Origin of the sequence: Chelatococcus sp. XZ-Ab1 (assembly GCF_029309855.1) — a bacterium.
GTDB lineage: Bacteria > Pseudomonadota > Alphaproteobacteria > Rhizobiales > Beijerinckiaceae > Chelatococcus_A > Chelatococcus_A sambhunathii.
Genome location: NZ_JARKII010000020.1, coordinates 23,729 through 36,781 on the forward strand (window position 1 = coordinate 23,729; position 13,053 = coordinate 36,781).

A 13,053-nucleotide genomic window follows, 5' to 3' on the forward strand; every position below is an offset into this window, starting at 1 on the left:
GCTGCTCAATCGCGACCCGTGGATCGGGCGCGCTCCTCACACCTTCGAGACCACTTCAGAAGTACCCCTGCAAAATCGGCGAAGAACTCCGCGAGGCGTTGCAGGATGATCGCCAGCGCAAGCCAGAAATAACGACCGATGCCGCTCATACTGGTTCCTTAGAGAGAGGCGAGCTCGGCTTTGATACTCTCCAGCTTTCGCTCAAGTTCTTGCTGACGGTGCTCTCGCGCGGCCCGATCGAGCCACCGCGGCTTTTCCTTCACCATCGATGCCAGGAACTCGGGCCCATAGGTCAGCGCGAGCGTCACCGTCGCTCGGAACCCCGGCGCGCTGACGCCGTTGAGCCAGTTCTTGATGCTTTCGACGGGGAGGCCGGTGTCCGCAGCGACGTGCATGGCCGTCTTCTGCGGGTAGATGGAGCGCAGGAAACGCGCCATCCCATCGGCATCGATCGATCCGGACCAGTTCTGGCCCACACCGGGGCAGGATTGCCCCTGGTTCCGTGCAGATATCATCGCGGCTTTCTCCGATGCTCTGGACATCGGAGAGGCCGAGGCGCGCTGGGAACGCGGAGCGGCCGGAGACGACCGAACCGAGGTGCTGGGAACACCCGGTCCGGAAATGGCGAAAGCCGACAGGGAAACAGAGCTGGAGGCGGACATCTCAGAAAGCCTCCAGAGGAAGAGAAGGGCCGGCGCTTGCGCGCCGGCGAGGTAGGCGCCCCGACGGGGTGCCCAGGGAGGAACCGGAAAAGAGGACGCGATGCCGACGAGACGCCGACACGACGAGCCGCAGCACATCGCCCTGATCGAGCCCGTTCACACGCCGGACACGTTCGCCAACGGCGTCGATTTTCACGACTGGGAGGACTGGATCCGGATGACGTTCTGGGCGGACATCCGCCCAGGCCTGGACGACGGACACGCGAAACAAGAACGACGCGTTGTCGCCCATGTGATCATGCCGCGGTCGGGCCTGCCGAACCTCATGCGAAGCGCCCAGTACAGCCTGGGGCACCGCGAGCAGCGGCCTCGTCACAGTTGAGCGGGAGGCAAAGGCCGTCATTGAACGGCCTCGCTTGCTTGCGGATCCTGATCCGACACGGACCCTGGTGCGCCACCGACCGCGCCGGCATGGATCTTCGCAAGCGCCTCATAGGTGACGCCTGGAAGGTCCAATCGCTTGGCGCCCTCGACGATGCCCATCCAGTATTTCGGCGGGATGTTTCCGCGCCGCTTCATTTCGGACGCGGTGGATGCCCCTACGCCAAGAACCCTGGCGACGGCACTCGACCCTCCGAAAGCGTCAAAGATGTCAGCGATGGTTTGCATGGCGAGAAACATCTACACGCAACGTGTTGATGAAGTCAACATGATTTATGTCAACACGTCATGGCATGGTTTTGCCATGGAGATGGGTGATCGCCTCCGGCGGGCGCGGATCGAAGCCGGTTTCAGTTCTGCGATGGGGGCGGCGAAGCGATTCGGCTGGTCGCCGTCGACCTATGCCGCGCACGAGAACGGCCAGAACCGGTTCGACGAAAAGGCCGCCCGGAAATACGCGGAAGCGTTCAAGACGTCGGCAGCCTGGTTACTGACAGGCGAAGGTGAGGGGCTGACCTCCGGCCATACCGTGCCCATCATGGGCTACATCGGCGCCGGTGCGGAGATCCAGCCCGAATTCGAACAGGTGCCCCCCGAGGGGCTAGACACCGTGGAACTCCCCTTCCCTGTTCCGGATGACATGATTGGCCTCGAGGTGCGCGGCGATTCGATGCTGCCGGCCTACAGCGATGGCGACGTCGTCGTCGTGTACCGCGACCAGCGCTATGCCCCAGACACTTACATCGGCGAAGAGGCCGCGGTGCGTACCCACGATGGACGCCGGTTCCTCAAGCGCCTGGCGCCAGGACCGGAGCCGCACACGTTCACGCTGGAAAGCTTCAACGCCCGACCGATTATCGGGGCCCGGCTCGCATGGATCGGTGAGATCTGGGTAACCGTAAAACGCGGCACCATTCGCAGAATCGACCAGCGGGCGCGCGCCGCCCGTACACGGCGCGAGCGGATGAGGGCCGAGGCGACGGCCGGCACCGATCAGTTGCCGTTCGCCGGCGCTGATACGGCGAAAGCCTCATCCCGATAATTACTTGGGGCGTTGTTAATCAACCTTCGCAATCGGCGAAGCGATGAACCATATGCCCATGCCTTCCATCTTTGCTAGCTTGTACGAAACAGAGCCAAATTCGATTTGTCCTTTTTCGCTTTCCTTGAAGCGCTGCAGAAGAGAGAGGACTGCGTCCCCGTACTCCTCCTTCTTCTCCCCAGGAGACAGCAGCCGAAGCAGGATGGAATACACAATTATCGAATTCGTTGCTCCTTCATAATCCTTGTACTCAAAGGAATTGATAGCTGTCACTTCTTCTGCATTCGGGTTGTCCGGTTTTGCAATCGCGATCAACGCAGCATTTTTGGCGATCTCGTATTGGCAAACCTTCTGGACGCCGGCGCCGCATTTCTTCCGCGATGCCCGCAAATCGAACCCCATCGACCGGGCGATCTTGTTGAATTCCTTATGAATCTCATCGACCTTAACCGGCAGCGCCGGCTCACCTGCGTGAGCTCCCGTCGCGCTGGCCCCAATCGCCATGGCAAGCGCCAAGGCAACTGACCGCACCCCCATCCCTCTCACCATCCGATCCTCCCGCCTTTCACGCGCGCTCGCGCGCGAGGTATTAGAACAACCTCTATAGGTTCCTGTTCAAGGGGAGAAACGTCAGAAGGGGCGCTAAGGCGCCCCTCCTTCAGCGTTTGCTCCTCTGGATGAGAGAGTAGACCGGGAGCGTCGCTCCAGGTGGCCGCGCGAGGTCGGACCCGGATTGTCCCTGTCGATCTGAAAGCTGTCCCTACCCAAGAAATTGCCGGCCCCTGACCCCGCAGGTCCGCAATCAACATAATCTGTGTTGACACGCTACATGTAAGCCGGTAGCGTCAACACGTTCGATGTTGGAGGCACCGATGGCCCTCTCCTATCCCTTCATCACTGCCGACGGCCGCTACGACCGGCCCGCGATCATGCGCGAAGCGTGGGCCCTGCGTAACAAGTGGGGCAAGCCGGCGCCGCTCGGCGCATTCCTGTGCAAGGTCTGGAAGCAGGCTTCGACCCAGCGCAGCCAGTGGGAAATCGATGATGCGCGCTCCCGCATGTCGGCGGTCGAGCGTCGTCGCGATGAGCTGCAGCACGCGCGCTATGCCGCGAACTGCATCGGCGAATTCAACGCATGGAAGCGCGAGACGGCGCGCATCGAGGCCGAACTGGCGGCGCTCGACACGGTCGCCCCGGCGTTCCTGCAGGCGGCGGAGTGACGGCCATGCCCCTCGATTGGACCGCCCACTTCGTCTCGGGTCTGTGGCACGCCACCGACATCGACGGCACCCGCTTCTCCATCCAACGCCTCGATGCCGACCGCTGGTCCTACGCGTGGTCGAGCGATTGCAGCCCGATCCATCTCGGCGTCCGCGAATTCCCGACCTTCGAGGCCACCAAGGCTTTCGTCGAACGAAACCTCACGGCAGCGGCCATGCAGGCCTACGCCAAGTTGGAGGTCGCCTGACATGAGCACGATCACCGCGCGGCCGTGGAAGCTGCTGAAGTGTCCCTGCGGGCACCCGTCCTGCCAGCAGTACCAGTTCACCAATCAGGGATCCTACGGCCTTGACAAGGACGATGCCGAGTTCGCCCTCCGCGCCATCAATGCCTTCGACACGATGGAGAGGGCAGCCAAGGCTGCCAAGGAGGTCATGACCCTGTTGGACGAGCACGGGGCATCGATCGTTCCGCATCTTCTGGATAGCGACGAAAACCCCGGCCAAAGGCTGCGCGATGCCATCGTCGGGGTTGAAGCCAGCCTTGCCCTTTCCGCATCCGAAATGGGGGCACGGTGATGGAGAGGATCTCATTCTTCGCCTTCGCCTCGGACGACGCGCCAGAGCATGAGCGCTGGGTCGCGTTCCCTTACGAGATGCGGAAGAAGGGGCCGGCACGCCTGCCCATCGTCTTCCCGGCCCGCACCAAGGAAGCAGCGCTTGCCGCCGGCGAGGCGTGGCTTGCGGCAGAAGTCGAGCGGCAAGGCCGCCTCGACCGCAACCTGGTCGAACGCCGCGAACGCATGAAGGCCCTTCGCGCCGCGCGCCAACGGGAGGGCCGGTCATGACCCCCTGCCCAATGGCCGACGCCCGGCTCTTCAACTGCTGCACGGACTACGCCGAGCCGGACTGGTCGCGCTTCACCTCGCTGGAGCTCGCCGGCTGCCGCGATCTCAACGGCCCTGACGATCCGGCCGGCACGATGGTGGTCGGCGGAGAGCCCGCCGGGAACGCCGCGTTCTTCGCCGTCTACGGCCGCAGTGCCGACGGGGAGGCAGAGGCAATCACCGACATCGAGGACCCGCGTGACGCGCTGGCCGTAGCGGCCGAGCTCGGCCTGCGCTCCCGGCTGCCGGTGTCCGTGTCCCTGACGCTCGCTTCGCATGGAGCACAACCGTCATGACCCGCGACCACATCGAAGCCGCCGCCGGCTGGGCCGTGATCTTCGGACTATTCTTCGCCTTCTGGATCATCACGCCGGCCCATGCCGCCGAGCCTTGGCCGCGCTGGGCATGGCACGACTACGCTGCGTTCGCGGTCGGGACGCTCTTCATCCTGCCGTCCCTCATCCTCATCGCCTACAGCGTCCGCGCCGCCCTGCGCGAGATGCACCGCGGCGTGGCCGACCCGCACGCGGAGCCGCACGGCGACGTCCCTCATCACCCCGATCAAGCCGAGCGGAGGAACGCACGATGAAGTATCGCGCCGACAAGGCCAGAGCGTACCGCGTGCTCGTTTCGAGCAGCTGCGGACACGACGATCCATCTCCCGACGAGTGCTTCGTGCCCCTTCCCGAATTCCTCGTCGAAGTCGAGGACACCGACGCCATCAGGCTGGACGAGTTGGACGCCCTCCTCTCAAGGGGATCGCTCGACGTCGCAGCGGGACCGGGGGTCTTGTTTCGATACCAGCTCGTGCCGGCGGAGGTGACGCCATGAAGCTGCACCATCGACCTCGCCGCGAGCGCCCGCTCGACGTCCGCCGTCTCAACATCGCGGCGATGGCGGCGAACCTGATCGCTGACGATGCCGACCTCGACGACGAAGGCGACGTGCTGCGCGCCCTCATGGGCCGCGGCTACGGGCCCGAGCTCATCGACCAGAACATCGACGAGGCCATCAGCGAGGCCCGCTCGCTGCAGCGGCTGCGCGTCGATGCCGAAAGGATCTCCGCATGAAGCCCGAACGCCTTTCGGCCGCCGCTCTGCTCAACCTCGCGACGAAGAAGCGGGGCACCGAAGTGCTCAAGATCGCGTCGCACGACAGCTGGCTCGGCAATCGTCGCCAGGACGTGACCGCCTCGACGATCGGCGCCCTGCTCGGGGTTCACGAATATCAGACGGCCTATGGCCTGTGGGCGCTCAAGGCCGGCCTGGTGCAGGCCGATCCGGAAGAGACGCCGGCGATGCGCCGCGGCCGTCTTCTTGAACCGGTCGGTGTCAAGCTCCTCGGCGAGGAGCGCCCGACCTGGCAGATCATGGCGAACCCGGTCCCGGGAGGCGTCTACCTGCGGGACCCGGCGCGCCGGATTGGCGCGACACCGGATGCCTTCGCCGTCGATCCGGAGCGGCCGGGCTTCGGCATCGTGCAATTCAAGTCCGTCGAGCCAGGCATCTTCCGCCAGAAATGGCGCGAGCCCGACACCGATGAGATCGAGCCGCCGCTCTGGATCGCGGTGCAGGCCATTGTCGAGGCCGAACTTGCCGGTGCGAGCTGGGCATGCGTCGCGCCGCTCGTCGTCAGCTACGGCATCGACATCTACCCCGTAGAGGTGCCGCTGCACGCCGGCATCGTCAAGCGTGTCGGCGACGCGGTGGCGGACTTCTGGCGCCGCGTCGCGGAGCGGGACGCGCCCGATCCCGACTACGGCCGCGACGGTGCGCTGATCGCCTCGCTATATCGCGAGGACAACGGCCTCGAGAAGGACCTATCCCGCGACAACATGATGCCGGTCATCCTGCAGGAGCGCTCGCAGCTCAAGGCCGAGATCAAGCAGCGCGAGAGCCGCATCGGCGAAATCGAGAACGAGATCAAGGCGAAGCTCGGCGAGTACGAGCGCGCCTACGTGCCCGGCTGGAAGGTCGAATGGCCGACCATCCACCGCGCCGGATACGCCGTAAAGCCGACGACCTATCGCCGGCTCAACGTCAAGGCAATCGCCTGAAAGGAGCCGCCGAAATGACCGTTGCAGAAGCCATCGATCCCCGCCTCAGCATCGGAGGCAACAACCCGCCCGACCTGCGTGAGCGACTGGCCGAGGACCATGCCCGGCTGCGGCACGAGATCGAGAAGATCGCCAGTCGCGCGAACGGCGCGCCCAAGGAGGTCAAGTCGGACGATGACCTCGTCGCCGTAGGCGAGATCATCAAGGACGCGCGGGAACTGACGAAGCGCGTCGACCGGGCGCGCGTCGCGGAAAAGGAACCGTTCCTGCAGGGCGGTCGGGACGTCGATGCCTTCTTCAAGGTGTTCATCGAACGCCTCGACAACATCGCCAAGAAGCTCGGCGACCGGGCCACGGTCTACCAGCGCGAGAAGGCCGCCGAGGCTCGCCGCAAGGCCGAGGAAGAGGCGCGCAAGCTGGCGGAGGAGGCCGAGCGCCAGCGCCAGATCGCCGAGCGTGAGGCCGAGCGGAACCGGCCGACGGCATCCGCCAAGCACGAGGACAAGGCCGAGGATCTCGCCGAACGCGCGGCCCAGGCTGAAGTCGCCGCGGCCGCGAAGGCGGCGGACCTGACGCGCGTGCGCAGCGATACCGGGACCGTCGCCAGCGCCCGCACCGAATGGAAGGGCGAGATCGTCTCCATGGACGAGATCGATCTCAACGCGCTCCGCCCGTACCTCAAGCGCGACCACGTGCAGATGGCGCTCAACACCTTCGTGCGCATGGGCGGCCGCAAGCTGGCCGGCGCGAAGATCTTCGAGGACGTGAAGGCCTCGTTCCGCTGATCCCTCCTCGCCCCCGCAATCCCGACAGGAGACCACTATCCATGAACGCTAATGCTCCCGCCGTCGTGCAGGACGAAGAGATCAGCCACCAGCTGCCCGTCGGCTATGAGGGCGGCGGCATGCAGAGCCTCGCCGTTGCCCTCTCCCGTGCCGAGGTCGACACGCAGATCGCGACGGCGCGGGCGATGCCCCGCAGCATCCAGCGCGCCGTGCAGAACATCCTTACCCTCGCCACGCTCGACGAGGAGACGGCGGAGGAGTGCATCTATGCGCTGCCGCGCGGCGGGAAGCCGATCAAGGGGCCGTCCGTGCGCCTCGCCGAGATCATCGCCGGCCAGTGGGGCAACTGCCGCGTCGGCGCCCGCGTCGTGCATGTCGACCGCTTCGAGAAGTACATCGAGGCCGAAGGCGTATTCCACGACCTGGAGACGAACACCGCGACGACGGCGCGCGTCCGGCGCCGTATCAGCGACAAGAACGGGCGCGTGTTCAACGACGACATGATCGTCGTCACCGGCAATGCCGCCTGCGCCATCGCCAAACGCAATGCGATCCTCGGCGCCGTTCCGAAAGCCGTGTGGCGCAAGGCTTATACCGCCGTCGAGAGCGTGCTCGCCGGCGACGTGAAGACGCTCGTCGAGCGCCGCGACCGCGCGATGAAGGCCTTCGCCGCATTCGGCGTGACGCCGGAGCAGATCTTCACCGCCCTCGACGTCCAAGGCGTCGACGACATCACGCTCGACCACATGGCGACGCTTACGGGGATGCACTCGTCGCTGAAAACCGGCGAGGCCACCGTCGAGGAAATGTTCCCGCGCATTGCCGCCGCCGGATCGGCGACCGATCGCCCCAAGGACCTCAAGAGCAAGCTCGACCAGGTCGCCGAGGGCGACACGCAGCAGAACAAGGCCGACGAGGCCGAGGAACCCGGGCCGACCGAAGCGGCCCGGAAGGACGCCGGGGCGCTTGCCAAATCAGCCCCCCAGCCCCAGGAGGGCGCCCCGGCGTCGACCGCGAAGAAGTCCCGGAACAGCCAGGCGCAGACCGCGCCTGCAGAGGCCTCGGCCACTGGGCCGAAGGCGGGCTCGAAAGAGCCCAAGGACGCTGCGCCTGTCGAACAGCAGCAGGACGCCGGGCCGGAGCCATCGGCCGGCTCGGCGTCCACCTCCTACGACGAGCTTATCGAGAAGTACGAAGCGGCCTGCGCCGCGGCGGCGACGGTCGAGGACCTCGACAAAGCCACCGACATCGTCACCGACGCCCTCGACGAGATGAGCCTCGACGAGCGCACCCGCGTGCAGAACGCCTTCGAGGCGCACGAGGCGCGCATCAAGTCTGCCGCCGCGCCGGCCGAGGAGGAGACGGAAGAGGTTCGCCAGTTGCGGGAGACAGCGCGGGCCAAGGCGAAGCTGGGCAGCAAGCGCCTCAAGCTGTGGCGCGGCGCCCTCTCGGCCGAGCACGAGAAGCTCCTCGCGCCCATCGCCGACGAGTTGAACGAGCTCGCGGCCTACGCCGACAGCAAGGGAGGCGAGTGAGCCATGATCGAGGTCTGGAAACCGGTCATCGGCTACGAGGGCCGCTACGACGTTTCCGACTTAGGGCGCGTCCGGAGCTTAGATCGCATCGAGGAGTATCTCCGACAGGATCAGTATTCCGGCAGAACCCTCGTCATCCGTAGGTTTCATCGAGGTCGCCTTCTTCGCGCAGGTCGTACGGCTTCCGGTCACCTATCGGTTGTTCTTGGCCGAGGGCAGACGAAGCAAGTTCACGTGCTTGTTCTCGAAGCCTTCGTCGGTCCGTGCCCTGAAGGCCTCGAATGCTGCCACCACGACGACGACCCGTCGAACAACCGCCTTGGCAATCTCCGCTGGGGAACGAGATCAGACAACCTCAACGACGCGGTTCGCAACAGGAAGAAGCCTATCGGTGAGCAGCATTACTTCGCGAAGTTGAAGGCAGCCGACATTCCGAAAATTAGACGCGAATGCCAAGCCGGTCGCGGAAGCATTTCGCGGATGGCGAGGCAGTACGGAGTGAATGAAACGACGATACGCCAAGTCCGCGACGGTCGCGCATGGCGGCACATCTCTTAGAGGCAACACGATGCGCATAAGAACTATTGATCTCGAAACCACTGGCTTCACGCCGCCCGAAGACGGTGTCGGCAGTGGCGTCTGCGACCTGGGATGGGTCGACCTTGTGGCGGGGTCGGCCGACCTCGCCGGTGCGCCGCGGGACTGGGCCATCTGCCCGATGGTGCAGATGTATGTGCATCCCGGGCATGCGATCCCGGCGAAGGCCTCGGCCATCCATCACATCGTCGACGAGGACGTCGCCTGCGCCCCCTCTTGGCCCGAGGCCCTTGAGATGGTCGCCGCTCCTGCCGACGCGACCATGTTCGCGGCGCACAACGCGAAATTCGAGCGCCAGTGGTTCACGGACGAGGTGCTCGCCGGCCGGCCGATCATCTGCACCTACAAGTGCGCGTTGAGGCTCTGGCCCGACGCGCCGGGGCACAGCAACCAGGCGCTGCGCTACTGGCGCAATCCGGAGGGGCTCGACCGGCATGTCGCCGACTTCGCGCACCGCGCCGGCCCTGACGCCTATGTCACGGCGCACCTGCTGCGCGACATGCTGCAGATCGCCACGATCGACGAGCTCGTGCAGTGGTCGAGCGAGCCCGCGCTCCTGGTGACGTGCCACATCGGCCGGTATCGCGGCACGCCGTGGCGCGACATCGACAGCGGTTTTCTCTGGTGGGTGCTCGAGCGCGACTTCGACGAGGACGTGCATCACACGTGCCGCTACTGGCTCGACCAGCGGCGCGCCGAGGCCGCGGCCGGGGAAGTCGCGTGATGATCCCGGGCGGCTGGCACCTCATGAGCGGGAGCAACGTCGTCGCGACGGGACCTCTCGCCGAGGTCCTCGCCGAGGGCGAGTTGCGCGGGCTCATCACGAGCGAGCGCTATGCCGCCAGCCGCACCGGTGACGACGTCACCCGCCGCCGGCTCCAACCCGGCATCTGGATCGTGCCGGCCGCCGGACAGCGCGGCTGGCGCCATGCCGGGCCCCCGGCACGGTCCGTCGAGGCCGACACCGACTGGTATTCCATCCCGTTCTGAGGGTGTCATGAAAACCGACATCGCCATCTGGAACATTGTCGCCGATCGGCTCGACGCGGCAGCCCAGGCTCACCGGGCCGGCGCTGAGAGAATGTCCACGACCGTCCCGACCAAGACCGGGGGCGACGTCGCGATCGCCACGGCCGAGGCGGCGGTAAAGCGCAGCATCGCCGACACGCTGGAAGGTCTCGCGAACGACATTCGCCATGTCCTGCAGGAAGAGGCCTCGCAATGACGACGGCCTTCCCGCTCTCCTGGCCGGATGGCTTTCCGCGGTCGAAGAGCCGCGAGACGGGCCAGTTCCGGACGTCGCTGGCTGGCGCGCTGAACAATGTGCGCACGAGCCTCAACCTCTTCGGGCGCGACAGCGGCAAGCCTGTCACCGACGTCGTGCTGTCGTCGAACGTCTCGCTCGGATGCGAGAAGCCGGACGATCCGGGTGTCGCGGTCTGGTTCCGCTGGCAGGGCATGCAGGTCTGCATCCCGGTCGACCGATATGCGACGCCTGCCGCGAATCTGCAGGCGATCCACCACGTGCTCGAGGCGCGCCGCGTCGAGCTCCGGCACGGCACCCTCGCCCTCGTCATGGCGTCGATGAAGGGGTTCGCCGCCCTCCCCGCTCCGGCCGACCGCCACTGGTCCGAGGTGCTTGGCATCTCGCGCACGGCCGGCAGGGACGAGATCGAGGCCGCCCATCGCCTCCTCATCCGCCAGCACCACCCGGACAGCGGCGGCTCGGAAGCGGCCGCCGCCGAGATCAATGCCGCGCGCGATGCTGCGCTGAAGGAGCGGACATGATCGGCACCATCCTCATCTCGCTCCTCGGCTACGGCGGAGCGCTCTTCTTCGTGTTCGCCTTCATCGTGTCCATGCGGAAGTTCGCCGCCGCATCGGCCGACAGCTACCAGGAGGAGCGGTTCGCAATCGCGGCCGTCATCTCCTTCTTGCTCGCCTTCGCGCTCGCCGCGCTCACCCGTCTCCTCGGAGGTCTTTGATGGACATCGAGCGCGAATATCGCGTCGCCCATATGTGCTGCAGCATCGGCGGCGGCGCCAAGGGCTTCCGCAAGGGCAGCGCCCGCGTCGGCAGCATGCGGGCGAAGTTCCGCAACATCGGCGGCATCGACGTCGTGCCGTCGGCGCTCGCCGATTTCGAGCACATGGCTGGGTGCAAAGGGACGCTGCTCGACCTTTTCTCGCTCGACCAGTATCGCGCGTTCCACGGCAAGGAGCCGCCGCCGGGCTGGCGCGAAGCGACGCCGGCGGACATCCACCGCGCCTTCGGCTACGAGCGGCCGCACATCGTCTTCATGAGCATGCCGTGCAAGGGGTTCTCGGGGTTGCTCGCCGAGAAGGTGTCGCTCAGCCCGAAATACCAGGCGCTCAACGGCCTTACGCTCCGCGGCGTGTGGCTCTTGCTGGAAGCCTACAAGGACGATCCGCCGGAATTCCTTCTCTTCGAGAACGTCCCGCGCATCGCGACGCGGGGCCGATGGCTGCTCGACCAGATCCAGGCGATCTACGACGCCTATGGCTACGCATGGGCCGAGACGACGCACGACTGCGGCGAGCTCGGCGGCCTCGGGCAGTCGCGCAAGCGCTTCCTGATGGTGGCGCGCCACCGCGAGAAGGTGCCCCCGTTCCTCTACGAGCCGCCCAAGCGCCGGCTCCGCGGCGTCGGCGAGGTGCTCGAGAAGCTGCCGCTGCCGGGCGATCCCGCCGCCGGCCCGATGCATCGCATGCCGTCGCTGCAGTGGAAGACGTGGGTGCGTCTCGCCTTCGTCGAGGCGGGCAGCGACTGGCGCAGCCTCAACCGCCTTCGGGTCGAGAACGGCGCGCTCGCAGACTACGGGATCGCGCCCGAAGGCGACTGGCAGGCGAGCGTCCTCGGCGTGCGAAAATGGGAGGAGCCGAGCGGCACGGTCGCCGGGCGGTCGAGCCCGACGAACGGCTCGTACAGTGTCGCCGACCCGCGCTATGGCAACTGGCACGATGGCGCCTCCAGCGCGAAGCTCCGCGTCACGGACTGGAATGGCTCCTCGTTCTGCGTCACCGGCGCGCAGCAAGTCGCGTCCGGGGCTCTGTCCGTCGCTGACCCCAGGATCGATGGGCACGCGAAATCGGTGCAGATGGGCGTTCGGCAGTGGGCCGAGCCCGCCGGCGTCGTGACCGGCAAGATGTTCGTGGGCGGCGGCCCCAATTCTGTGGCCGATCCCCGCATTCCCGGCCCCCCTCGCTTCAACAACGTCTTCCGCATCGTGCCATGGGGCGGCACGTCGCCGGCCATAGCCGGCCCGGGCGGTCCGGCCGGCGGCCTCGCGGTCGCCGACCCTCGCGCGGATGCCGGGTTCGGCGGCAAGGGCAAGTATCGCGTCACCGCGTTCGGCGAGGCAGCGGGCACCGTCATCGGCGCCAGCACGACGGGACAGGGCGCCTTCGCGGTTGCGGACCCGCGTCCCGACTGCCTGCCGGCCGACCGGGAGACGTACCGGACGCAAGGGCACTACGGCGTGCGGCGCTGGACGGAACCGACCGGCGCGGTGCCGGCCTATGCCAAGTACGACCGGGGCGCTTGGGCTGTCGCCGATCCGCGCGAGCCGCAGGCGCTCGGAGACGCGGCCGCGTTACCGGCGCCCGACGATCGCCTCGTCGCCGTCATCCGGGCGCTCGACGGCACGTGGCACCGGCCCTTCACAACGCTCGAGCTCGCCGCGCTGCAGAGCCTCGTAGATCCCGAGGAGGTCGGCACCTGGTGCCTCTCCGGCACCTCAGATAGCGCGTGGCGCGAGCACATCGGCAATGCCGTGCCGCCCGATGCCGCGCAGGCAATCGCCGAAGT

General features: G+C 66.5%; 24 protein-coding genes. 20 read left to right on the forward strand and 4 right to left on the reverse strand.

From position 1 onward, the window contains the following. Window positions 1–5 precede the first annotated feature (5 nt). Both P2T65_RS20445 and P2T65_RS20450 read right to left on the reverse strand, forming a co-directional pair. Window positions 6–149, reverse strand: a complete 144-nt coding sequence (locus tag P2T65_RS20445; RefSeq protein WP_183316710.1) for a hypothetical protein — start codon at window positions 147–149, stop codon at window positions 6–8. Window positions 150–158: 9 nt separating this feature from the next. Next, window positions 159–437 (reverse strand): hypothetical protein, encoded by a 279-nt coding sequence (locus P2T65_RS20450; protein ID WP_276200600.1) that lies wholly within the window; start codon window positions 435–437, stop codon window positions 159–161. 325 nt (window positions 438–762) lie between these two features. Here P2T65_RS20450 and P2T65_RS20455 point away from each other — a divergent pair, with 325 nt between their 5' ends. Continuing rightward, the gene (locus P2T65_RS20455) at window positions 763–1,044 is read left to right on the forward strand and encodes a hypothetical protein (protein ID WP_276200601.1); all 282 of its coding nucleotides are present in this window, start codon (window positions 763–765) and stop codon (window positions 1,042–1,044) included. Between the two features lie 17 nt (window positions 1,045–1,061). On the opposite strand, the gene P2T65_RS20460 is transcribed toward P2T65_RS20455, so the two are convergent. Further along, window positions 1,062–1,343, reverse strand: a complete 282-nt coding sequence (locus tag P2T65_RS20460; protein WP_276200602.1) for a hypothetical protein — start codon at window positions 1,341–1,343, stop codon at window positions 1,062–1,064. On the opposite strand from P2T65_RS20460, the gene P2T65_RS20465 reads away from it, so the two are divergent. After that, window positions 1,330–2,145 carry a S24 family peptidase gene (locus tag P2T65_RS20465; protein WP_276200603.1) on the forward strand — a complete coding sequence of 272 codons (816 nt, stop codon included), beginning with the start codon at window positions 1,330–1,332 and terminating at the stop codon, window positions 2,143–2,145. The genes P2T65_RS20460 and P2T65_RS20465 overlap by 14 nt on opposite strands. A 15-nt stretch (window positions 2,146–2,160) precedes the next feature. Here the strand turns inward: P2T65_RS20465 and P2T65_RS20470 are convergent, their stop codons facing one another. Next, window positions 2,161–2,694, reverse strand: coding sequence for a hypothetical protein (locus P2T65_RS20470; protein WP_276200604.1), 534 nt, complete (start codon window positions 2,692–2,694; stop codon window positions 2,161–2,163). Between the two features lie 323 nt (window positions 2,695–3,017). Here P2T65_RS20470 and P2T65_RS20475 point away from each other — a divergent pair, with 323 nt between their 5' ends. The 18 genes from P2T65_RS20475 to P2T65_RS20560 all read left to right on the forward strand — a co-directional run. Beyond that, window positions 3,018–3,365, forward strand: a complete 348-nt coding sequence (locus tag P2T65_RS20475; RefSeq protein ID WP_276200605.1) for a hypothetical protein — start codon at window positions 3,018–3,020, stop codon at window positions 3,363–3,365. Between the two features lie 5 nt (window positions 3,366–3,370). After that, window positions 3,371–3,613: a hypothetical protein gene (locus P2T65_RS20480; RefSeq protein WP_276200606.1), complete on the forward strand. Its 243-nt coding sequence runs from the start codon at window positions 3,371–3,373 to the stop codon at window positions 3,611–3,613. Between the two features lies 1 nt (window position 3,614). Further along, window positions 3,615–3,944: a hypothetical protein gene (locus P2T65_RS20485; protein ID WP_276200607.1), complete on the forward strand. Its 330-nt coding sequence runs from the start codon at window positions 3,615–3,617 to the stop codon at window positions 3,942–3,944. Continuing rightward, window positions 3,944–4,213 carry a hypothetical protein gene (locus P2T65_RS20490; protein WP_276200608.1) on the forward strand — a complete coding sequence of 90 codons (270 nt, stop codon included), beginning with the start codon at window positions 3,944–3,946 and terminating at the stop codon, window positions 4,211–4,213. The genes P2T65_RS20485 and P2T65_RS20490 overlap by 1 nt, the downstream gene beginning before the upstream one ends. Continuing rightward, on the forward strand, window positions 4,210–4,548 hold the full coding sequence (locus tag P2T65_RS20495; protein ID WP_276200609.1) for a hypothetical protein: 339 nt from the start codon (window positions 4,210–4,212) through the stop codon (window positions 4,546–4,548). The genes P2T65_RS20490 and P2T65_RS20495 overlap by 4 nt, the downstream gene beginning before the upstream one ends. After that, window positions 4,545–4,841, forward strand: coding sequence for a hypothetical protein (locus tag P2T65_RS20500; protein ID WP_276200610.1), 297 nt, complete (start codon window positions 4,545–4,547; stop codon window positions 4,839–4,841). The genes P2T65_RS20495 and P2T65_RS20500 overlap by 4 nt, the downstream gene beginning before the upstream one ends. Next, the gene (locus P2T65_RS20505) at window positions 4,838–5,083 is read left to right on the forward strand and encodes a hypothetical protein (protein WP_276200611.1); all 246 of its coding nucleotides are present in this window, start codon (window positions 4,838–4,840) and stop codon (window positions 5,081–5,083) included. The genes P2T65_RS20500 and P2T65_RS20505 overlap by 4 nt, the downstream gene beginning before the upstream one ends. Next, window positions 5,080–5,322 (forward strand): hypothetical protein, encoded by a 243-nt coding sequence (locus tag P2T65_RS20510; protein ID WP_276200612.1) that lies wholly within the window; start codon window positions 5,080–5,082, stop codon window positions 5,320–5,322. Before P2T65_RS20505 ends, P2T65_RS20510 begins: the two co-directional genes overlap by 4 nt. Beyond that, window positions 5,319–6,308 carry a YqaJ viral recombinase family protein gene (locus P2T65_RS20515; protein ID WP_276200613.1) on the forward strand — a complete coding sequence of 330 codons (990 nt, stop codon included), beginning with the start codon at window positions 5,319–5,321 and terminating at the stop codon, window positions 6,306–6,308. Before P2T65_RS20510 ends, P2T65_RS20515 begins: the two co-directional genes overlap by 4 nt. A 14-nt stretch (window positions 6,309–6,322) precedes the next feature. Next, window positions 6,323–7,093: a hypothetical protein gene (locus P2T65_RS20520; RefSeq protein WP_276200614.1), complete on the forward strand. Its 771-nt coding sequence runs from the start codon at window positions 6,323–6,325 to the stop codon at window positions 7,091–7,093. A gap of 41 nt (window positions 7,094–7,134) precedes the next feature. Then, the gene (locus P2T65_RS20525) at window positions 7,135–8,628 is read left to right on the forward strand and encodes a hypothetical protein (RefSeq protein WP_276200615.1); all 1,494 of its coding nucleotides are present in this window, start codon (window positions 7,135–7,137) and stop codon (window positions 8,626–8,628) included. Between the two features lie 3 nt (window positions 8,629–8,631). Continuing rightward, window positions 8,632–9,186: an NUMOD4 motif-containing HNH endonuclease gene (locus P2T65_RS20530; RefSeq protein ID WP_276200616.1), complete on the forward strand. Its 555-nt coding sequence runs from the start codon at window positions 8,632–8,634 to the stop codon at window positions 9,184–9,186. A gap of 10 nt (window positions 9,187–9,196) precedes the next feature. Further along, a complete protein-coding gene (locus P2T65_RS20535; protein WP_276200617.1) occupies window positions 9,197–9,949 on the forward strand; it encodes an exonuclease domain-containing protein in 753 nt (250 codons plus the stop codon). A gap of 23 nt (window positions 9,950–9,972) precedes the next feature. Beyond that, entirely contained in the window at window positions 9,973–10,215 is a 243-nt protein-coding gene (locus P2T65_RS20540; protein ID WP_276200618.1) for a hypothetical protein, read from the forward strand. Window positions 10,216–10,222: 7 nt separating this feature from the next. Continuing rightward, a complete protein-coding gene (locus P2T65_RS20545; RefSeq protein ID WP_276200619.1) occupies window positions 10,223–10,450 on the forward strand; it encodes a hypothetical protein in 228 nt (75 codons plus the stop codon). Next, the gene (locus P2T65_RS20550; protein ID WP_276200620.1) at window positions 10,447–11,013 is read left to right on the forward strand and encodes a J domain-containing protein; all 567 of its coding nucleotides are present in this window, start codon (window positions 10,447–10,449) and stop codon (window positions 11,011–11,013) included. The genes P2T65_RS20545 and P2T65_RS20550 overlap by 4 nt, the downstream gene beginning before the upstream one ends. Next, window positions 11,010–11,210, forward strand: coding sequence for a hypothetical protein (locus tag P2T65_RS20555; protein WP_276200621.1), 201 nt, complete (start codon window positions 11,010–11,012; stop codon window positions 11,208–11,210). Before P2T65_RS20550 ends, P2T65_RS20555 begins: the two co-directional genes overlap by 4 nt. Beyond that, window positions 11,210–13,053, forward strand: a 1,844-nt coding sequence (locus P2T65_RS20560) for a DNA cytosine methyltransferase (protein ID WP_276200622.1), incomplete at its 3' end; no start/stop codon positions are given. The genes P2T65_RS20555 and P2T65_RS20560, both read left to right, overlap by 1 nt.